We start from the raw sequence: 22,207 nt of genomic DNA, 5'->3' as shown, positions 1-22,207 counted from the left end.
TAGCAGTTCATTGTAGCTATCTATTTTATAAATATTTCGCATCAAATTCTGGATCTTGAGAGGTTAAAATCTTAGGACCATCTTTTGTGATAACAATAACATGTTCATATTGACACGACAAACTACCGTCAGCAGTTCTTGTTGTCCAACCGTTAGGATCATCACTTTCTGATTCCCAACCGCCAATATTAATCATGGGTTCAATAGTAATTGTCATCCCTTCTTTAAGACGTAATCCTTTACCAGCTTGACCATAATGAGGTACGGAAGGACTTTCATGCATGGTAGGTCCAATGCCATGTCCAACGTATTCGCGAACATCACCATAGCCCATTTGGTCTTCAGTATAAGTTTGGATAGCATGACCAATATCACCAATACGGTTACCAATAACGGCTTGATCAATTCCTAAGTAAAGGGCTTTATGCGTTACTGCCATTAATTTATCAATTTCTGGTGTAGATTCACCAACAACATAACTCCAACAAGAATCGCTCATTGCGCCATGTAAACTAACAACTGTATCTACTTTAACTAAATCATTATCTTTTAAAATTAACCCTTTACGTGGGAAAGCATGACAAATTTCATCATTAATGCTGACACAAGTCGCATATTTATAGCCTTCAAAGCCAATTTGTTCAGCAACACCACCATGGCTTTCAATATACTTACGTGAGAAAGTTTCAATTTCCCAACTAGAAATACCTGGTTTTATAATATCTCGTAATCCCTTATGCATCCCTGCAATAATAGCACCTGAAGCACGCATTTCTTCAATTTCGCGTTCTGATTTTAATGTGATCATTTAATTTGTTTCCTCCTATAATAAATAATTCTTCTCAACTATTATACCGCAATTGTATAGAATTTGTTACGAGATACTCAATTCCTTTCACAATCGTTTTTTTATCTGATATACTTTAACTACTATTTTAATATGGAAGAAGGAATTTAGTTTGGTTTCAGCTAAAGTTATTTTTGCAACAATTACAGGTAATAATGAAGACATCGCTGACATTATTACCGAAGCATTTGAAAATTTAGGTGCAACAGTTGAGATGGAAGAAATCTCACAATCAGATGCATCTGATTTAACTAACTTCGATATCAGCGTTGTCGTTCCTTATACTTATGACGAAGGCTCACTTCCTGATGAAGGCATGGACTTTTATGAAGACTTACAGGAGCTTGATTTAACCGGTAAATTATTCGGTGTTGCCGGTTCTGGCGATACATTTTATGGTGAGTTTTTTGGAACTGCTGTTGATAAGTTTGGTTCAGCTTTCGAAGAAGCAGGCGCAACAAAGGGTTCAGCTAATCTAAAAATCGATTTAGCACCTGAAGAAGAAGATATCACTAAATTAGAAGCTTTTGCTAAAGAGCTATTTGATAAAGTAACTAGCAGTGAAAACTAGTCATGAATAAAATAAATGAATTATTTCATAAACATTATGCCCTAATTTCGTATTTAATTTTTGGTGGTCTAACAACCCTAATTAACATCGTTACTTTTGTTGTTTTCCAATCATACCTTAGTGTAAATTATCAATTTGCAAACGTAATTGCATGGTTTGTTTCGGTTGTTTTTGCATTCGTCACTAATAAGCTTTGGGTATTTGGCTCAAAGAACACTCATGTTTCAGGTTTAATACGTGAAGTTTTATCTTTCTTTGGCTTTAGACTTCTATCATTAGTCATTGATCAATTAATTATGACAATTGGTGTTTCTGTTTTACACTTAGATGCATCACTCGTTAAGTTATTTGATCAAATTTTCATCGTTTTAATTAATTATATTTTTAGTAAGTTATTTATTTTCAAAAAATCATAAAATAAAATTCAGTAAATTCATCCTAGGGGGCACTTTATTTATGACAACCAAAGTTCTTTCAATCGTTGTGCCATGTTACAACGAACAAGAATCTATTCCGCTTTTTTTTGATGCGGTTGAAAAGGAGTCTATCAATTTACCAGATATCCGATTAGAATATTGGTTTATTAATGATGGTTCATCTGATAACAGCCTCAAAGAAATGCGCCAATTACAAAAAGATCATCCAGCAACAGTCCATTATGCTTCATTTTCACGAAATTTTGGAAAAGAAGCTGCTTTATATTGTGGCTTACAAAAAGCGACTGGCGATTACGTAACTGTTATGGACGTTGATTTACAAGATCCAACCAGCTTTTTGCCTAAGATGTTAGCTATTTTAGAAGATCCAGAAAATGACTACGACTGTGTGGGGACACGTCGGACAACTCGTCAAGGTGAACCTGTGATTCGCTCTGCATTCGCTACTCTTTTCTACAAATTAATAAATCGCATCTCAGATACTGAGATTGTTAATGGTGCCCGCGATTATCGCTTAATGACCCGTCAAATGGTTGATGCTGTCTTATCAATGTCAGAATACAATCGTTTTTCAAAAGGTATCTTCAGTTGGGTTGGTTTTAATACGGAATACTTAGAATACACAAATCAAGAACGTGTTGCTGGTAAAACAAGTTGGAATTTCTGGGGCTTATTCAAATATTCATTAGACGGTATCATAGCCTTTTCAGAAGTACCTCTTTCAATTGCAACATTTGTTGGTTTCCTATCATTTGTTGGCTCTCTTTTTGCAATTATCTTTATTATTATTAGAGCGTTACTCTATGGTGATCCAACAGCTGGCTGGCCATCAACGATTTCAGTTATCTTAATGATGGGTGGCATTCAATTGTTTTGTATTGGGATTCTTGGTAAATACTTAGGTAAAATTTTCTTAGAAGTCAAAAACAGACCCGTCTATATTATTAAAGAATCAGACGTCTTCAGTTCAAAAAAGGATTAATTATAGGGGGATTCCAGCTATGCAGAAGTTTCGTTTCGATCTAAAAAAATCAAAAATGACCTATCTTTATTACATTATCATTTTTGCAATTTTAGCTGTTCTTATTTTTGGAACTTACAAACTAGCTGGATACTCTTTAATTCAAAGTCATGATCCTGCTGAACAGCATCTACCTGTATTAGAAAATTATCGTCAACTACTTGGTGAATTCATCAACCATCCCTTTCAACCACTCCAAATGTGGTCTTGGAAATTAGGGCTTGGCGCAGATCAATTTCAAACATTTGCTTATTACGTTATTGGAGACGTATTCGCCTATATTACGCTATTATTTCCCTCAAGTGCCGTTGTGACTATTTACCAGCTCACACTCATTTTGAGGTTATTTTGCGTGGGGCTATCATTTATCTTCTTTGCGAGACACTTTAAATTAACGAATAGCGCGATCTTAGGTGGGGCAATCATTTATACCTTCACTTCTTTTTCACTTTATTCATCCCTAATGCAACCTTTTTTCCTAACACCATTCATTCTTTTTCCACTTATAATTGTCGGAATAGAAAAAATTTTACAAGGGTTTAAACCACATTTCTTCATTTTTGCTTTTTCATGGATGTTTATCAGTAACTTTTACTTCGCCATAGTCTTAGGCATCGGTGCTTTTGTATATTTAGTACTACGTTTCATTTATTATTATCGAAAAAATCTCAGTTTCTTTAAAACAGCGGGCACTTTTTTAATCAGTACAGTCATCAGTTTACTGATTTCTGCCTTTATCATGCTACCGTCAATTCTTGCGGTCTTTAGTTCAACTCGGTCAGGTGGTCTATTCGCAAATGGTTTGACCTCTTTCCCCGCTTATTACTACATTAATTTACCTGCTCAATTACTTGCTGGCGGAGTATCTTCTTTCTGGGTTAAATTTGGCTTTAGTAGTTTAGCTGTTCTAGCATTATTCCATCTGTTTTACCATTGGAAACACTACCCACTAATGACAACGAGTCTTTCAATTGGGTTGATTATGTTACTATTCCCAATGTTTGGTGCGATGTTTAATGGTTTTCAAGCCCCTTCTAATCGTTGGATTCTATTATTATTTGTTCCCATTTCACTTGGAAGTGCCTTCTTCATTGATTCTCTCAAAAAAATAACGTTGCCTGAAATTAAATACCTCAGTATTTGTCTTGGTATCTATTTACTTTTAGTATCATTACCCTTTTATATTAATGGGACGACAGAAATTTTCATTCCTGTTATCTTTTTAATTTCTTTTTTTGTCGCAATCTTACTTTACCGTCAAAATAAAAATTCTGGTCGAATCATATTCGGTCTTATCCTAGTGAACTTGATCTTTACTGGGGTTTCTTTTGCATCACCTTTCACTAACTTTTATAGTAAGACTTTAATGCCCTCTGGTAGTTACCAGAAACTATCATCTAATCTATTTGATGGATTAGATAATTCTCTTCCTAAATCTAACTCATTTCGTGTTTCAACGATTAGCCAAAATTATAACTTTGGTTCTAACTACATGTTACGAAATAATTTAAATAATGATTTAAATTTAATTAACTCATACTACTCGATTCAAAATGGCGCAGTCGGAGTATTTTCAAACAGGTTACAAAATGCTCAATATAACAATAATATTCCGATTGAAAATTTTGATGATCGAACAATCGCTAATAACTTTTTTGGCGTTAAGTATCTCTTTACTCATTCAAATGAGCCAAATGAGTCAAAGATCCCCTATGGTTATACATTACTCAAAACTAAATCTGAAAATAAAAATAAACCTGAGAAAACCAATCTTTATGAAACTAAGAATAATTTTCCATTAATTTATTGGCAATCTGATGTCACTTCAAATCAAAAAACTGCTAAATTATCCGCTTCTGATCAAGAACGTCAATTAGCTAAAGCCGTTAGTATCGCGGATACATCCGGATTTAACCAGAAACAATCAACATTTGATACTGAAAACGTTGCCTATACAATTGTAAAAACAGTGAACGCCGGAGAACCTAACGAAACAAAAACACGTATTACCAATAATCACTATCGTAATAATCCTGTTTCAGATAGCTATCAGATTGACATTAAGAACGCAAAAAAATATCAAAATTCTGAATTGCATCTTTCATTAACTAACATTAAGCACCAATCACTGTCCTCTAAAGAACAAGTGAATATGGCTATTTTTAATAATACTACGAAACCAGATAACCAGTTATTAGATACGAATGGTCCCCGGTCAGCACAGAAATCGCTTAGGAAGCAACTGACGACAGGTTCTTCCAATACAGGCTATTCGATCGGGGTTAAATCTAATTTAACGACTAATACGATTGAGCAATTGGGTATTGAAAATCTTTCTTTCTTTAAAGTTTTATCTGATGCTACCCTAAATATGGGCTATCAAAAACAAATGCCCAAAAGTTTGGATTTACTTTTATCAAATTCAGGGACTTACTCATTCAACCTTAAAATTACTGCCGTTCCGCTTGGTCAAACTTACACAAATGATGTTAAAAAAATCCAGAAAAATAAATTAAATTCATTAAAATTTGCTACAAATAGAGTTAGTGGCAAAATAACAACAAATAAATTAGGTATCCTAACATCATCTATCCCTTACTCTACAGGTTGGACAGCGACTGATAATGGTCATAGCGTGCCCGTTATTAAAACAAATAGCGCTTTTATTGGCTTAAAATTAAAAAAAGGAACTCATCATATCATTTATAGTTATCAAACACCTGGCTTATCAACTGGTTTTCTTTTAAGTGTTTTTGGCCTCATTGTTTGGGGGAGTTATAGTTTAACACCTCTAATTTGGAGACGTTTAAGAAGACTTTAATTAGACATAAATGATATTATTATGACCTCATCTACTAAATAAATCTATTAGGGGTTTACTATCTTGTTAAATAAAGTCAGTTATCTTAAAAATCGTTTAATCGTATTTACAACCATCTTTTTGATTAGTTTATTTTTAGTTCTTCCACAAATAATCAACCACAGTCTAGTCTTAGGTGGTGACTCGCTTTTTCATTTCAATCGTATTTACGATACCTATATCCAATTTAAAACAGGTAACTTTAGTTATTTTCAAACTAACTATGGTTTTTTACAGAGTGGTCGCATTATTAACGCCTTATATGGACCAGGTTTTGCTTATCTGTTAGGTATCTTACTCTTAATTGTTCATAATTGGATTTTATTTCAAATCATAACCTCCTTTTTAATTTTCTTTATTAGTGGTTACTCAATGTATTTTCTATCTAGAGAGCTTCAATCCTCTAAGAAAATTTCATTATTGATTGCTAGTCTATTTATGGGGAGTTTTTACGTTACCCGTTGGTCAATTAACCAGAATTTTATGTCTTGGGGCGTTATGCTAATGCCCTTAATTGTCATCCTCGGGCTTAAAATGATTAAAAATAATGCTAAGGATTTAAAAGTACTACCATTAGCATTATTGATTTCAGCGCTTATTCAAATTCATGTCTTAAGTGCCTTAATGTCGGTTGGCGTCATCTTTATCTTCTTTGTTGTCGGTTTTTACAAGACAAATCAAAAATTACAGCTTTTATCAAAATGTTTCTTAGCGGCCCTTCTAACTATTGTTCTAACCTTTAATGTTTGGGGCGCTATGCTAGAAATTTTCACAAGAAATACGCTGTACTCGCCTTACACTCACTTAGATATGGCTAGTGCTACAATGCGTTTTTCAACAACTAGCTATAGCGCTTCATCTATAGGACTATTTATGAGCGTTATTTTCATTTTACAATTTGTTTTACTATTTTCTAGGTGGTCACAAGTATCACTTTCTAATAAGCTAATGACACTATTAGGAGCCTTATTTCTCCTGTTATCAACAAATCTTGTTCCTTGGACGACAATATCGAATCTAATACCACAGCTTCGAAGTTTTTTACAATTTCCTTACCGCTTTTATGGTTTTGCAACTGTCTTATTACTTGCTGGTTTTGGCAACTCTCTTTCTGAGCTACCTTCATTTAAGCCTAAAAAGTTTGGCGAGTTATTTTTAATCATTAGTAGTCTTTTTATTTTAGGTCAATCATATATTGATATTCAACAGCAAAATAAGCTCTGGAATTCCAATGATCCTCTTATTTATAAAGGGAGCGTTGTCGTTTCAAATCATCTAACGAGTGATCAAATTAGAACTAATTTTACTAGTTCTGATTTATCAAAAGGATTAAAGGTGGTTAAAAAAATAGCCCCAGATTATTTACCAAATAATCAAGAACAAAAGACAACATATAATAAAAAAGAATACAAGAAAGATATTGTTAGGAATCGTCCTAATATCACTAAGACTGTTACAAAAAATGGTGATTTAATCCTTAAATGGCATGCGACAAAAAAAGGTGAATCCATCGCACTTCCTATTGTCGTTTATAATAATTCAGAGCTCTCCTTAAATGGAAGTCAATTACACCGATTATCTCTATCTGCATTAGGTGTCCCTACTGTTAAGGCAACAAAAAAAGGGAGTAATCGTGTAGTGCTTAGATATCAATCGGAAATGATCACTACATGGCGTTTGTTTTTCGTCATTTTAACTTGGATTATTAGTATTTTATCGATGATAACACTCCATTTTATAAATAGAAAACTAGACAAAAATAGTGTTCATAAATGACAAGTCCACTCTAACTGTTGTTGGTAATAGCGTAAAAGCTATTACCAACAACAGTTTTTTCATACCAAAAAGTCCCCAAAAGTCATGAGACTTTTGGGGACTTTTTGGTATGAGATTTTTTAGCTAGTCTTGTTGTAAAATGTCACGGACTTTAGTTGACAATAAATCAATAGCAACTGTATTTGCGCCACCTTCTGGCACAATAATATCCGCATAGCGTTTCGTTGGTTCAATGAATTGATTATACATTGGTTTAACCGTTTTAACGTATTGATCAATAACTGATTGTAATGAGCGACCACGTTCCTTCATATCACGTGTGATACGGCGAATAATACGTAAATCATCATCTGTATCAACAAAAACTTTAATATCCATTAAACTTCTGAGCTTTTCGTCCCCTAGAATTAGAATTCCTTCAACAATGATAACATCTTGAGGTTCTGTTCTGATCGTCTCACTTGAACGAGTAAACTGTGTGTAATCATAAACAGGCATATCAATTGCTTCATTATCCAACAATTGTTCCAAATCACTAATCATCTGTTCGTTGTCAAACGCGAGTGGATGATCATAGTTCACTGCTTTACGTTCTTCCATACTCATTTCAGCTTGATCATTATAATAAGTATCTTGTTGTAAAATCATGATTGATTCGCCAGCTAATTGTGAATAAATAGCATTACTAACCGTCGTCTTACCGCTACCAGTACCACCTGTTACACCAATAATAATGGGACGTTTTGTTCTTTTGCTCATGCTTTAGAAATCCTCCATTTATTCGAAACGTTCAGGTTCTTGCTGACTATCTCCAAATCGATAAGCAACGGCATCTAATATTCGTTTAGCTGCTTGCCCATCTCCATAAGGATTTTTAGCATTTGCCATTCGTTCGTACTCTGTCTTATTAGTTATTAATGATAGCATGGTTTCTTTGACTTTCACAGGGTCAGTTCCAACTAACTTCAATGTACCCGCCTTCACGCCTTCCGGACGTTCTGTGTTATCACGTAAAACAAGAACTGGTTTTCCTAATGATGGCGCCTCTTCTTGAACACCACCTGAATCCGTCATAATAAAGTAACTTTTTGCAGCGATATTATGAAAATCAACCACATCAAGCGGTTCAATTAGATGAACGCGCTGTTCTCCACCTAAGACTTCTTCGGCTAAATCTTTAACAACTGGATTTAAATGAACCGGATAAACGACTTCAACATCTGGCTGATCTTTAACGACAGATTTAATCACTTCGAAAACACGACGCATAGGTGCACCTTGGTTTTCACGACGATGCATCGTGAGTAAAATCATTTTATTCGCAGGATTTACTTCTGATAGAACATCATGGTCATACTCTTTTTGAACTGTTTGTTTTAAAGCATCGATGGCTGTGTTACCTGTTACAAAAATATTTTCTTTTGGATGATTTTCTAATAACAGATTAGTTTCGCTTTGCGAAGTTGGGGCAAAGTACATATCTGCCAGTACATCTGTTAGTTGACGGTTCATTTCTTCTGGAAACGGTGAATACTTATCCCAAGTCCGTAATCCCGCTTCAACGTGTCCAATTGCCACTTGATTATAAAAAGCTGAAATACTAGCGGCGAATGTTGTTGTTGTATCACCATGAACTAAAATAATATCAGGCTGCTCTACTTTAATAACATCATCTAATTTTTGTAAAACATTTCGAGTTGTATCACTTAATGTCTGGTTAGCGTGCATCACATTCAAATCATAATCTGGCGTTATTTTAAATATCTCTAAGACTTGGTCCAACATTTGGCGATGTTGTGCTGTTACGACAGTTACTGTTTCAAACTCCGTCGTACGTTCTTTTAACTCTAAGACAACAGGTGCCATTTTTATTGCTTCTGGACGCGTCCCAAAAACAGTCATCACTTTTACTTTTTTCATAATTGGCCTCCTCAATGATTATATTAGTTACTATTATACCAAAGAAAAGACAAAATTCTGATTTTGTTAACAAAAATTTAATAGCCTAATTATTAATCATTTTCTCATTAATATGTTATCATTATTTCATAAATAAATTTGGAGGTCTTTCTATGTCAAAAATAAATTTTGAAGATCAACTTAAAAAATATGCTGAATTAATCGTCAAAGTCGGTGTTAACGTCTCAAAAGGCCAAACAATCGTCCTACAAATTTCCGTAACCCAACAAAAATTAGCTCATTTAATCGTCAATGAAGCTTATGCTGCTGGCGCAAGTGAAGTTATCGTTAAATGGGCAGATAGTCATGTCTCGAAATCATTCCTTGAATTTGCTCCACTAGACCGTTTAGTCGACGTTCCTGGTTATGCAACCTCAGAAGTTGAAGATTGGGTTGCTAAAAAAGCATCTCGCATCTCAGTCATGTCAGATGATCCTGATGCCTTTGCTGGTATCCCTTCTGAAAAGATTGCCTCACGCCAAAAAGCTATGGGTCAAGCTCTACGTCCATTACGTAAAGCAACTCAAAATAATGACGTTAGTTGGACTGTAGTCGCTGCCGCAGATACTGCTTGGGCTGAACTCGTTTTTCCTGAATTAAAAGGCGAACTTGCTGTTTCACGACTTTGGGAAGAAATTTTTAAAACAACACGTATTGATCATGAAGATCCAATTGAAGCATGGCATCAACATGATTTAACATTGCGCACAAAAGCTGAAGAATTAAATAAAGAACAATTTTCTGCTTTACATTATGTTGCCCCAGGGACAGATATCGTCATCGGTCTCCCTAAAAATCATTTGTGGGAAGGCGCCGGTTCATTTGATGCACAAGGTCATGAATTCATGGCTAACATGCCTACCGAAGAAGTTTTCACCGCACCTGATTCTAGACGTATTGATGGTTACATTTCTTCAACAAAACCATTAAGCTACGCAGGAACTACTTTGAGTGGTATGAAATTTACTTTTGAAGCAGGTAAGGTTGTTAAAGCAACTGCTGAACAAGGTGAAGAAGTTTTACAGCACTTACTAGAGACTGATGATGGCGCAAAATCATTGGGTGAAGTTGCTTTAGTTCCAGACCCTTCTCCAATTTCACAATCAGGAATAACGTTCTTTAATACATTATTCGATGAAAATGCCAGTGACCATTTAGCGCTTGGCTCCGCTTATCCCTTCTCTATTAAGGATGGTACTAAAATGAACGATACTGAATTAGCCGCTGCTGGTTTAAATTTAAGCCAAACGCACGTTGACTTCATGGTCGGCTCATCTGACATGTCAATTGATGGGCTTCGTGAGGATGGCAGTACAGTACCCGTTTTCCGTAATGGGGATTGGGCATAAATGATCACATAAAAAGGTATAAACTAGCATTTCTGTTAGTTTATACCTTTTTCACTACTACTTATTTTATTGATTAGGTTTTTGTAACCCAAATTCAGAAAGTATATCTTAATATAGTATATTAAAATCATATGTTTGTTTATATTAAATGTCATTTTTATAATCCCTATAAGTAAAGGTAATAAAAGCTAAGCTACTAATCACCCACGCTGCAATAACCATCATTAGTCGAGGTTTAGTAATGATTTTTGAATGATAACTAAGCGTTACTCTATTGATACCTTTTTTTGTTGCTTTAATCGTTGGACTACCTATATTTGATAAGGTAATCTTTTTTATATTAAGCTTAGTTCCATTTAGTGTAACTTTTGAATTGTTATAAACAATAATAGGTAAGGACATTGTTTCTCCTATTTTTGTTGCAGTCCATCTAAGCGATAAATCACCCTTATCTGTCACTCTTTTTATAATATTTGACTTATTCATTATAATTTCATTTTTATATTCATTGTAAGGATCCTTGCTTAATTCTTGATTATTAGGTAAATAATCTGGAGTTGATTTTTGTGCTACCTCTAACCCTTTTTTTAAATCACGATTAGTAAAAGCATTTCTTATTTGGACAGTACTTAAAGAATCTGGGGTTGTAACATGTCCTTTAGCTATAATTGACTCATTTGAATTCCAAATTTCATTTTTAGTCTGAATATCACTATACGATTGCCCTAAAATAAAAATACTTCCGACAATTAAAAACAATGAACAATTTTTCTTTGCATTCGGCGAAGGTAACGTAGAAATTGTAGCACTGAACCCCGCTACTAATAGAATCGTAGTAAAACTATCAAATCGATAAGGAAACTGTAAAAAACTTTGTAACTGTGGAATTAATATAGATATCCTAGTCCACGGAAATAAATTTGTAGTTAGAGCAAGAAAAATAGCTCCTATTATAGTAACAATCTTATTAGCTAGAGATAATTCTTTTCTTTTTGAAAACAACCAAACAATTTGTAACACAAAAATGATACTCATAACCAATCCAAACTGTGTACCACTATAGTTACCAGTTGAAAGGTTCATGGTTGAACCAGACATGTTTGAATTGGCAAATGGTGAATATATTTTATTATTTGAGAAAACATCCAACATAGCTCCCCAAACATTAAAGGTCAGAACTAACGCCAGTAAACTGGCTAGAAAACATTTTAATAAAAGTTGTAATTTCTGGTTAGTTTGAATAAAGCCAATGAAAAAGAATACAACTAAAACGCCAATTGACATTAAGGCGCTTAAGACGTGAATTTGGATTAGCACTGAAACTGCTAATGCTAAAGGTAGTACTTTTAAATCCTTAGCATTATTTTTAATCATTTTAAGCCCAAGAATGACAATCAAAGGCATCAACATAACGCCCCATATCATAAAATTCTGATAGATTGACCATCGAGTGATATAGAAACTACCCATAAAAAGACTAGCAGCTAAGACTGAATTTTTTTTAGTCGCTTTCAATTCTCTAGATAGAAAATACATTGAAAATCCACTAATAAAGAAAATTATGAATGACGTGACAATTTCAAATTTAATCCAACTATGCACGATACCTAGTAATCCACCTAAAAGGTAAGTAAACCCTGGTCCATATAAGGCATTAACAATTCGACCACTTTGTTGAAAACCGTAATTAGATTGAAAATAATTAAAGTTACCTGTTTTAAGCTGCATATAATCATCATAGATACGGTTAAAATGGAATAGAGAATCAGCACCAACTACTAAACTATTATTAAGTATCTGCGGAACTGTCAGAAAAAAACTTAATATAAAAATAACGCAAAATACCGTTCCATATTTTTTTAAAGATTCAAACTTATTTATCAAGCTATTTACTCCCAAATAAAATTATTTAATGGTTTAATTATAACAATAGAAAATTGTGCTGTCACTCAAGAAATATAATATTGCTAGAACTAAAAGATCAATATCTATGAAACTACTGACACCTTAGCCATGTTGTAAATGAAAATTATGACTATGAATTTAAAAATCTACAATAGTAATAATTGACTTATTTATTTTTGCCATTTACAATGAAGTAATCAGCCTTTTTGTCTCTGTAGCTCAGCTGGATAGAGCAACCGCCTCCTAAGCGGTAGGTCATCAGTTCGACTCTGATCAGGGACATCTTAAATAAATTTTCCGCCTTATAGGTTACAAGACTTCGGTATACTGCCGAGCTTTTGTAACCTATTTTTTATATATTTAACTTGTAAGTGCTATTTATTTTATCCTTGAAATTGTAGCAGTAGAAGAATTACTATTATATAAATTGTATTAATGAATGCAATTAATATAAATAACAACATACCACATAGACGATAACCAATATTTTTCTGAAAAAAGGGTAGTCTTTCAATATAAGTTCCAATGCCAATCATACCCGTCCCCACTAACCACATGCCAATCGTTAAATTCACAACTATTAACCATGGTTCAATTAAACACAACACGATACTAACAATTCCTACCCATTTCATTTCATTATTTACAGGTTTAAACCTTTTTCTCATCGGAAAGACCTTCTTCCACGTTATATATATTTGTTTAACAATTTTTTTAAGGTCTAAAACACATCATTTTATCCAATCTTTTCTAAACTATCTTTAAGATTTCGATAATTGTACACCTAATATTATTTTTCCACTAAGCAATAAGACTTTCGCAAATAAAAAAATACTGTTTAAGCAAACAATCATTGCTTAAACAGTATTTTAAATCGCATCGAAATTTTATATCTTCAATTTTTCCAGTTTATAATTCGACACCATTTGTTTTAATAACATTTTGATACCAATAGAACGAATCTTTTTTCAATCGATTTAGCGTCCCGTTACCTTCGTTATCTCGATCTACGTAAATGTAACCATAGCGTTTCGCCATTTCGCCTGAGCCTGCGCTAATTAAATCGATACAGCCCCATGATGTGTAACCTAGACAAGAAACCCCGTCTGCAATCGCCTCACCCATTGCTTCAATATTTTCACTTAGATAAGAAATGCGATAATCATCATGAATTTTATTGCCTTCTTCCACAACATCTTTTGCACCTAATCCATTTTCAACAACAAATAATGGTTTCTGATAACGATCATAAATTTGATTCATCGTTGTTCTCAAACCAAGGCCATCTGTTTGCCAGCCCCATTCGCTTGTCTTTAAGTAAGGATTTTTTAAGCTATCAAAGACATTTGCTGCTGTTTTATCAGTCATCTCAGGATCAGCGCTTGCTAATCTTGATGAATAATAGCTAAATGAAATGAAATCAACTGTATTTTCTAATAAATCTTTTTCGTCGGTATCTGCCATTTTAATTTCTATACCCATATCTTTAAATAATCTTGCCGAATAACTTGGGTAGTAGCCACGTGACTGAACATCAATAAAGAAGTATCCTTCCCGATCCTTTGTCATTGCTTCAAATACATCTTTTGGATTAGGTGTATTGGGATAGGTAACCCCAGCCGCTAACATACACCCTATCTTAAAATCAGGATTAATTTCGTGTGCTAATTTTGTCGCAAGCGCAGAGGCAACTAATTGATGATGTGCCGCTTGATATTTGATTTGGTCAGGATTATCAATCCCTTCCAAATCTAATCCACCGCCCAATAACGGAATGTGTAAAATCATATTAATTTCGTTAAATGTTAACCAATACTTAACCTTATCCTTATAACGCATAAATAAGACGCGTGAAAAGTTTAAGTAATTATCAATCATTCGACGGTCAGCCCAACCATTCATTTTTTTCAACATCCCTAACGGCGTATCGAAATGGTTAATTGTTACTAACGGTTCCATCCCTAATTCGTTACAAAGATCGATAACTTTATCATAGAATTCTAGCCCTTTTTCGTTTGGTTCTTTTTCATCACCTTGTGGAAATATCCGTGGCCAACTAATTGACATTCTGAAGGTTTTGAAACCCATTTCTGCCATTAATCGTAAATCTTCTTCATAATGATGATAAAAATCAACAGATTCATGACTAGGATAAAAATCTTCTTTCATCTGCATCGCTTCTTTTACATTAAATAAATAATCCCAGCGACCATGGTGTGCGTCTGGTAATATATCTACTAATGACAGGCCCTTACCATCAACATCATAGGCCCCTTCAAATTGATTAGCGGCCGTTGCGCCACCCCATAAAAAGTTATCTGGAAAATTTGATTTTGTCATCTTATTGACCTCCTGAATTAATTTCTAAATCTAATAAATCAGTACCAACAATTATTTCTGACTGGTCTTTAGCAAGTGGTTTAATTTTTTTATATTTTGGTGTGTTCGTCACGATAATTGGCGTAATAATTTCATATCCTGCCTGTTTAATACCTTCAATATCGAATTTAAGTAATAAATCGCCTTTTTTTACGACGGTATCAATTTCTGTTTGAATTTCAAAATACTTACCTTCTAATTCAACTGTATCCATTCCGATATGCATTAAAATTTCGGCGCCATCGTCTGTCACCATACCAACTGCGTGTCCTGTTGGAAAAACTAATGTTATTTTACCATCAGCAGGTGCGTATAATTGACCAACTTCAGGTAGAATTGCGATACCGTCACCCATAATACCAGAACTAAAGACAGGGTCTTTAACCTCTGATAAAGGTAATACTTCGCCTTTAAGTGGGCTACCAAGGATTTCTCCACTCATTTCTACTTCTACAGGTACTACTGACGTTGTTACTTTTGTTTCAGCAACAGCAACGGGTACTTCTTGATCTTCCTTTGTTAAACCGAACATAAGTGTTAAGACATATGCCAATACGAATGAAACAACGATTGCTATCAGCACAGCGTAGAATGACATATCAATTCCTGTCTTAGGATTCAAGTAACTTGGAATAGAGAAAATGCCTAATCCACCAACCATGTATCCTTTTGTCCCAAATACACCAAGAACCATGCCACCAATAGCGGCTGAAATACATGTAATAATAAATGGTTTTTTACGAGGTAACGTAATTCCGTAAATAGCGGGTTCCGTAACACCAAAGATTCCTGAAATAAATGAAGAATAGCCAAGACCTTTTAGTTTTTTATTTTTTGTTTTAATTGTAATTGCCAATACTGACCCAATTTGAGCGAACGTTGTCCCTAGCATAAGTGCTAAAATTGGATCTGAGCCTGTTGTTGAAATGTTAAGTAAGGCAAGTGGAACAAGTCCCCAATGTAACCCGAAGATAACAAGTACTTGCCATAAGCCACCAAGAACTGCGCCAGCGGCAATTGGACTAAATGTGTATACAGCTGTAAATCCGGTTGCCACAATATCACTAGCCCAAGTTGTTATGGGACCTATAAAGATAAATGTAATAGGCACAACAACAAGTGCTGTTAACATTGGCACTAAGAATGTTCGTACAACTTCTGGTATCACTTTTTTGAAGAATGGTTCCACTTTTGATGCAAACCAAATTGATACAATAATAGGTACAACTGATGATGCGTAACTCATCATGATTACTGGAATCCCCAAGAATGTCATATAGATTGGTGATTCAAAAATTGTTCCTGCAAATAAAGTGTACAGCACTTTTCCACCTGAAGCGGCTAGTGTTGCTGGCAATTGTGCCACAATAGTTGGGTAAACTAAGGATGCACCAATAACCATTGCCAACAATGGATTAACGTGGAATTTTTTACTAGCACTGTAAGCTAAGATAATCGGGAAGAAATAAAAGAAAGAATCTCCTAATGCATTTAAAATAATATACGTTCCAGATGTCGGTGCCACCCAGCTAAATGCGACTAGTAATGAAACTATTCCTTTGATCATCCCTGTTGCAGCTAAAACACCTAGAGCTGGTGCAAAGATACCTGAAATCATATCAATAAAGGCATCAAGCGGTTTCATTTTTTCGCCATCATTATCTGGCACAATGCCATCACCATCAAGTCCGCTACCTTTAACTAATGCATCATAAACTTCCGGAACTTGATTTCCAACAACCACTTGGTACTGGCCGCCACTTTTAACAACGGTCACTACGCCGTCCATATTTTTCAACATATCGGTATTGGCCTTAGATTCATCTTTTAATTTAAATCTTAGTCGGGTTGTACAATGGACTACGCTATTAACGTTAGCTTCGCCACCTACATTTTTTAAAATATCTTTAGCTAATTTTTCGTAACTCATCACAATCACTCCTTTATATTTTTTATAAATTAAAACCCAGTTATCCATTTCAACTCAAAAAATACGAGTTTGCATGGATAACTGGGTTTATGCTTGCTTATAAATGGCAATAACACACCTAATTATCAATTTATTTAATTTTCTGTTTGCCGATGGGTTACTCGCCAGATATGTAAAACTAGATAAACTTGTTCGTCTGCTTGTAAATCCCAATCGGCCCGTTCTCGAATATACTGCACGATTTTTTCCACTGTTTCGTACACTTGTGGATACCGACTAATCATCATGGCGAGCAACTCAGGGTCAAGTTCTGCACGATCAATCTCAGTATTATGAAAATGCCTAATGAATAAATAGCGTAAATGTGAGACAAATCGACTATAATTAAATGATTTTTCGTCGAGAATAATACCAGTATCTAATTGAATAATATTAACAATTCCCGAAATGAGTTCTGTCAGCTTCATCGATTCTTGAACAGCATGTCCGCCTTCTTTGACGTTAATCAAATGATAGGTTAATAAAATCAATTCATTATTTTGAACCGTAATGTCAAATTTTGATTCGATTTCTTTAATACCAACCTTTGCAGCTTGGAATTCACTTGGAAATAATTTTTTCATTTCCCAATGAACAGATCGGTCATTTAAAAACATTTCTTCACGATTTTTTTGTAATGAATATTGAAAATGGTCCACTAAAATCAAAAATTGAACATCATCAAATGTCACATCAATTAATGGCTCTACTACTCCAACAAAAGTTGTCGTAACTTCCAAAGTTTCTGCATCAAATCCTGAAATTAATTTCATTGTATCTGAATCTTCTTCAGCTTTAAACCGTCGGTCAATCTGGTCCTTATCGATATTATCTCCAGCATGATAACCGAATCCAATACCGTTACCAATGACCACCCACTCAACATTGTCGGATGATTCAACTAAAGCTGCATTATTATTAAAATTTTTTACGAACTTCACATCAAACCGACCCCTTCCCATAAAAAATGACCTACAAATACAGATATTTTCATATCTACATCAATAGGTCATGCCTGATCGAATCAGTAACACTCATTTCATATTTATTGTATCATTTATTGTAAGCGTTATCAATAGCTATTTAAATTACTTTATAACTTACTACCATTTTCTTTAATGACCTTTTGATACCAATAGAATGAATCTTTCTTATATCGTTTTAATTCTTTCGCACTTTCTTCATCACGATCAATATAAACAAAGCCATAGCGCTTTTGATAGCCATTTGACCAGCTCAATAAATCAGTGAAACTCCAAGTTGTATACCCAATGACTTTTACACCGTCTGAAATGGCTTCTTGAATGGCTTTAATATGTTCATTGATAAAGTAAATTCGGTAATCATCATGAATTGTATTGCCTTCTTCTAATTTATCATAAGCACCAAGACCGTTTTCAGTAATAAGAACAGGTAAGTCGTAACGACTATCAATTCTTCTCAGAGCAATTCTTAGCCCTTCAGGATCAATATTCCAATCCCAATCAGTTTGTTTTAAAAATTCATTATTAGTAGTCTTAAACATGCCTGGAACGCCACTTTCGGAGCTAGTCCCCTTTTTACCTGTATTATTTTCAGCAGCAAGTCCAACACCACCAACTAACGGATTAGCCGCAATTGTTTGGGTTTGATAATAATTTAAACCCATAAAATCTGGTTTTCCAGCAATTAAAAGAGCTTGATCTGCTTCTGTAACAGTAGGTGCAGTTCCACGTTCAGTTAACCATTTATAAATCATTTTTGGATAACGTCCATAAACATAAATATCCATCCAAAAATGAGCAGCATAATCTTCATAGTTAGTAGCCGCAACTTGGTTTTTAGGATCTCCATTAACTGCATAACCCGGGCTATAGGCAAAGCTAGGCCCAATTTCACCTTGATAATGACCTTCATGAAATGCCTTAATTGCTGAAGCATTTGCTAAATTAGCAATGTGATTTGCAGCATACATTCTTTTTTCATCATTTACTGCAGGCGGATGACTCTCCATTTGATAGCCATGAGAAATAAATACGTTTTGTTCATTTAATGATACCCAATATTTAACACGATCACTGAATGCATCAAAACAAGTTTTCGCATAATCCGTAAAATCAGTAATAATTTCACGAGATTCCCAACCAGCATATTCATCTTGTAATGCTTGTGGTAAATCCCAATGATAAAGTGTCACAACAGGTTCAATATTATTCGCAATTAACTCATCGATTAATCGATTATAAAAATCTATCCCCTTTTGATTAACTTTACCTTTTCCTTCTGGATAAATACGTGTCCAAGCAATTGAAAAACGGTAAGCTTTCAATCCTTGCTCCTTCATTAAGGCGACATCTTCTTTAAAACGGTGATAATGATCGACGGCTACATCACCATTTGTACCCTTAAATGTTTTCCCAGGAATTCTTACAAATTTATCCCAAACTGATAATCCTTTACCATCTTCTTGATACGCACCTTCAATTTGGTAAGCAGCTGAGGAAGCCCCCCATAAAAAATCAGTTGGAAATTGACTCATTTTTTCATATTCCATTATCTATTCTCTCCTTAAAAATAATCACTTAATATCGGTTGTTCTTTAATTAATGCGCCATCGAATAACGTCACGTCGCCTGATACAAATCCATATTGTTTTAATTGTTTAAATGTTCGATACCCCATCATACTTCGTGTTAAATTTTGAATATCCGTTGTAAACGTAGTTGCTGAATTTTCAGTCTTTTCAACTTTTGTTTGTCCGTCTATTCGGCTAATTTGCCAATAGCCTTCATTAGCCTGAATAGTCGAATCTTGAACTTGAATCACAATTTGTGGAAAATCTTGCTGGTAAGGGTATCTGCTGAGAAAGTCTTCAACATTTACAATTCTTGCCATCATGTAAGGTTGCGTTGTCACTTCAACTTGAGGATTTGCCAGTACATCTGGAAATGGCTGTCCAATTGGACTCTCATAACTAAACCATTCGTATGCTGATTGATGCTTAAGCACAAAATTTTGTAATTGGAGCCAACTCTCACTTGTTTGATATATCCATTCAACGATTTTAAATTCATCAGTTTCTCTTTGATAAACAAGATAGCCTTCTGACTCATTTTTTTCATTATAATAGACCGCTACTTCCCAGTTAGGGTGTTTCTCCGCCGAATAAGTTAACCACCAATCTGGCCGTTCAATACCACCTTGTTGAGAGAGCTGATTCTGTTGGTATAATTTATTTAATTCCTCTTTTACATCCAAATAACGGTGACGTTCAACGTGACCTATGGCCTTAACTTTTAATCGTGGTAAATCCTTCGTATTCATCCGATATATCGTTTGATCAAATGTTGCTTCGTAACCGAATTTACGATAGAACGGATACGAAAATGGCGCTAAATACGATAATGTCGTTCCATTATCATACATCTCATCCAGAGCTAAATTCATTAATTGTCCAATACTACCCTGACCAGCAAATTCTGGATAACTTGCAACATAGCCAATACCACCCATTTTAAATTGAGTCCCGTGAAAATGAGTCGTAAATGGTGTATTAATCACACCGCTGACAACTTTCCCAGATTCAACTGAGCCCCAATCTGATGAATGCTCATAAAGTTTGCGAAAAAAGCTCTTTCTCTGTGCTGATACTTTTTTATTAAAGGCATAAATTGATAAATCAAAGTAACTTCCAAAATGAGTTTCATCTAACTTCATATTTGTCATGGATCTACTCAACTCCTTCTTCTGTACGAATTAACCTCTTTAAATATAGCACGGTTACCCTATTCGTGCAATCGCTTACAAAATTAGTCAATAAAAAAATCATCCAATTATTATTGGATGATCCTTCTCATTAATCAAAATGTTCTGCTTTTGGTTTGCGTCTTTTACCTTTATTTTTTTGATTTCTCAAACGAACTTTACGATGTGGTTTCTTTACTGGTTCATCAGATTGCTTTTGACCATCAACTGTTTTGGCTTTCACTTCAACTGGTTTAAGTTTCTTAGCTTTTGGTTCAGCCACACGTTCTGGTCTTTCTGTTACAATCGCACCATCATATAAGTAACCTTTTTCAATTTCAAATGGTGTATTTTTTAAATCTTGTTTTAAGGTACGTAGATCATGTTCATTTCCAAGATTAATAACCATCCCTTCAGCACCCATCCGGCCTGTCCGGCCGACACGATGAATATATGACGTCGTATCTTTAGGCATATCATAATTTACGACTGCGGGTAACATTGGAATGTCCAAACCTCGAGCGGCAACATCCGTCGTTAGTAATAATTTAATTTCATGCTTATGAAGTTGTGATAAAGCATTAGCACGATTAACTTGGCGTTGCTCGCTATCTAAGACAGCGACTGGTACATGATCATATTTTAATTTTTGAGCCATATCTTGTAACGATGATAGTTGGTTAAAGAAAACTAGTGCATAAAAATCTTCAACATTTGCTAAACGACGCAACGTTGATTGACGTTTACGCGTTGGTGTTTCAATTGAATAATGGTGAACGATACCTTGTGTTTGATCAACTTCACGAACATCATAAGTTGTCACATTAGCACCAAACCATTTTTTCAAATCATCTAATATTGCCGTTTCCGTCGCAGAAAAGAAACTTAATTGAATGCCTGCAGGTGCCTGGCTGATTAAATCACGACAAGTTGTTAGTGTTTCATCCGTTAATAAATCATCCGCTTCATCAATGACAACTGATTTAACTTTATGTAATTTAATTTTTTTATCTTCAGCTAAATTCAATAAGCGACCTGGTGTTCCGACAATAATCTCAGGTTTTTTCTTTAAATTTTCAATTTGGCGTTTCATATTAGCACCACCAATAATAGCTTGAACTTTTAAATCAAGTTCTTTAGCCCAAGGACGAATGACACCTGCTAATTGCATAGCTAATTCTTGTGAAGGTGCAATAATCAATAGTTGAATGCCATCTTTAGGTATTAATCTTTCGAGTAAAGGTAAGCTGAACGCTAATGTTTTACCAGAACCGGTTGGTGCTAATCCAAGGATATTTTCACCTGATTTTAGAGGTTCATAAACGGCTTCTTGGATGGGTGATTGTGTTTCAAAACCTTGTTCTTTAAAATATGCATCAAATTTTGGATTCATTTTAGTCTCTTTCTTTTA

The 22,207-nt window shown here is 34.5% G+C and carries 17 protein-coding genes and 1 tRNA gene; 7 read left to right on the top strand and 11 right to left on the bottom strand.

Features of this window, described 5'->3' with window-relative positions:
• Nucleotides 1-25 precede the first annotated feature (25 nt).
• A complete protein-coding gene (gene map / locus AC1RP1_RS04310) occupies nt 26-808 on the bottom strand; it encodes a type I methionyl aminopeptidase (RefSeq protein WP_409022111.1) in 783 nt (260 codons plus the stop codon).
• 151 nt (nt 809-959) lie between these two features.
• On the opposite strand from map, the gene AC1RP1_RS04305 reads away from it, so the two are divergent.
• The 5 genes from AC1RP1_RS04305 to AC1RP1_RS04285 all read left to right on the top strand — a co-directional run bounded on the left by AC1RP1_RS04305 (nt 960) and on the right by AC1RP1_RS04285 (nt 7,512).
• Entirely contained in the window at nt 960-1,418 is a 459-nt protein-coding gene (locus AC1RP1_RS04305; RefSeq protein WP_481761549.1) for a flavodoxin, read from the top strand.
• A gap of 2 nt (nt 1,419-1,420) precedes the next feature.
• Complete coding sequence (locus tag AC1RP1_RS04300; RefSeq protein WP_481761550.1) at nt 1,421-1,834, top strand: GtrA family protein; 414 nt, start codon at nt 1,421-1,423, stop codon at nt 1,832-1,834.
• Between the two features lie 40 nt (nt 1,835-1,874).
• A complete protein-coding gene (locus AC1RP1_RS04295) occupies nt 1,875-2,837 on the top strand; it encodes a glycosyltransferase family 2 protein (RefSeq protein ID WP_481761551.1) in 963 nt (320 codons plus the stop codon).
• A gap of 19 nt (nt 2,838-2,856) precedes the next feature.
• Nucleotides 2,857-5,697, top strand: a complete 2,841-nt coding sequence (locus AC1RP1_RS04290) for a YfhO family protein (protein ID WP_481761552.1) — start codon at nt 2,857-2,859, stop codon at nt 5,695-5,697.
• Nucleotides 5,698-5,760: 63 nt separating this feature from the next.
• Nucleotides 5,761-7,512: an MFS transporter gene (locus AC1RP1_RS04285; RefSeq protein ID WP_481761553.1), complete on the top strand. Its 1,752-nt coding sequence runs from the start codon at nt 5,761-5,763 to the stop codon at nt 7,510-7,512.
• 123 nt (nt 7,513-7,635) lie between these two features.
• Here AC1RP1_RS04285 and udk read toward each other — a convergent pair whose 3' ends face one another.
• Both udk and wecB read right to left on the bottom strand, forming a co-directional pair.
• Nucleotides 7,636-8,271 (bottom strand): uridine kinase, encoded by a 636-nt coding sequence (gene udk, locus AC1RP1_RS04280; RefSeq protein WP_481761554.1) that lies wholly within the window; start codon nt 8,269-8,271, stop codon nt 7,636-7,638.
• Nucleotides 8,272-8,289: 18 nt separating this feature from the next.
• A complete protein-coding gene (gene wecB, locus AC1RP1_RS04275; RefSeq protein WP_481761555.1) occupies nt 8,290-9,432 on the bottom strand; it encodes a non-hydrolyzing UDP-N-acetylglucosamine 2-epimerase in 1,143 nt (380 codons plus the stop codon).
• A 152-nt stretch (nt 9,433-9,584) separates the two neighbouring features.
• Between wecB and AC1RP1_RS04270 the strand changes: the two genes are divergently transcribed.
• A complete protein-coding gene (locus AC1RP1_RS04270) occupies nt 9,585-10,820 on the top strand; it encodes an aminopeptidase (protein WP_481761556.1) in 1,236 nt (411 codons plus the stop codon).
• Nucleotides 10,821-10,964: 144 nt separating this feature from the next.
• Here the strand turns inward: AC1RP1_RS04270 and AC1RP1_RS04265 are convergent, their stop codons facing one another.
• A complete protein-coding gene (locus AC1RP1_RS04265) occupies nt 10,965-12,704 on the bottom strand; it encodes a DUF6541 family protein (protein WP_481761557.1) in 1,740 nt (579 codons plus the stop codon).
• 229 nt (nt 12,705-12,933) lie between these two features.
• On the opposite strand from AC1RP1_RS04265, the gene AC1RP1_RS04260 reads away from it, so the two are divergent.
• Nucleotides 12,934-13,007: transfer RNA gene (locus AC1RP1_RS04260), tRNA-Arg, on the top strand.
• Between the two features lie 101 nt (nt 13,008-13,108).
• Here the strand turns inward: AC1RP1_RS04260 and AC1RP1_RS04255 are convergent.
• The 7 genes from AC1RP1_RS04255 to AC1RP1_RS04225 all read right to left on the bottom strand — a co-directional run bounded on the left by AC1RP1_RS04255 (nt 13,109) and on the right by AC1RP1_RS04225 (nt 22,189).
• Nucleotides 13,109-13,393, bottom strand: a complete 285-nt coding sequence (locus AC1RP1_RS04255) for a hypothetical protein (RefSeq protein WP_481761558.1) — start codon at nt 13,391-13,393, stop codon at nt 13,109-13,111.
• Nucleotides 13,394-13,634: 241 nt separating this feature from the next.
• A complete protein-coding gene (locus tag AC1RP1_RS04250; protein ID WP_481761559.1) occupies nt 13,635-15,065 on the bottom strand; it encodes a 6-phospho-beta-glucosidase in 1,431 nt (476 codons plus the stop codon).
• A 1-nt stretch (nt 15,066) separates the two neighbouring features.
• Nucleotides 15,067-17,034, bottom strand: coding sequence for a beta-glucoside-specific PTS transporter subunit IIABC (locus AC1RP1_RS04245; RefSeq protein WP_481761560.1), 1,968 nt, complete (start codon nt 17,032-17,034; stop codon nt 15,067-15,069).
• 134 nt (nt 17,035-17,168) lie between these two features.
• Nucleotides 17,169-18,014, bottom strand: coding sequence for a PRD domain-containing protein (locus AC1RP1_RS04240; RefSeq protein ID WP_481761561.1), 846 nt, complete (start codon nt 18,012-18,014; stop codon nt 17,169-17,171).
• Nucleotides 18,015-18,166: 152 nt separating this feature from the next.
• The gene (locus AC1RP1_RS04235) at nt 18,167-19,606 is read right to left on the bottom strand and encodes a glycoside hydrolase family 1 protein (protein ID WP_481761562.1); all 1,440 of its coding nucleotides are present in this window, start codon (nt 19,604-19,606) and stop codon (nt 18,167-18,169) included.
• A 14-nt stretch (nt 19,607-19,620) separates the two neighbouring features.
• Nucleotides 19,621-20,778 carry a GNAT family N-acetyltransferase gene (locus tag AC1RP1_RS04230; RefSeq protein ID WP_481761563.1) on the bottom strand — a complete coding sequence of 386 codons (1,158 nt, stop codon included), beginning with the start codon at nt 20,776-20,778 and terminating at the stop codon, nt 19,621-19,623.
• Nucleotides 20,779-20,908: 130 nt separating this feature from the next.
• On the bottom strand, nt 20,909-22,189 hold the full coding sequence (locus tag AC1RP1_RS04225; RefSeq protein ID WP_481761564.1) for a DEAD/DEAH box helicase: 1,281 nt from the start codon (nt 22,187-22,189) through the stop codon (nt 20,909-20,911).
• Between the last annotated feature and the right edge of the window lie 18 nt (nt 22,190-22,207).

It is taken from the genome of Dellaglioa sp. CoH-56-MRSF-13 (assembly GCF_056782095.1).
Note: the sequence above shows the minus strand (reverse complement) of the source record. Positions and strands in the feature narration are given on the sequence as shown.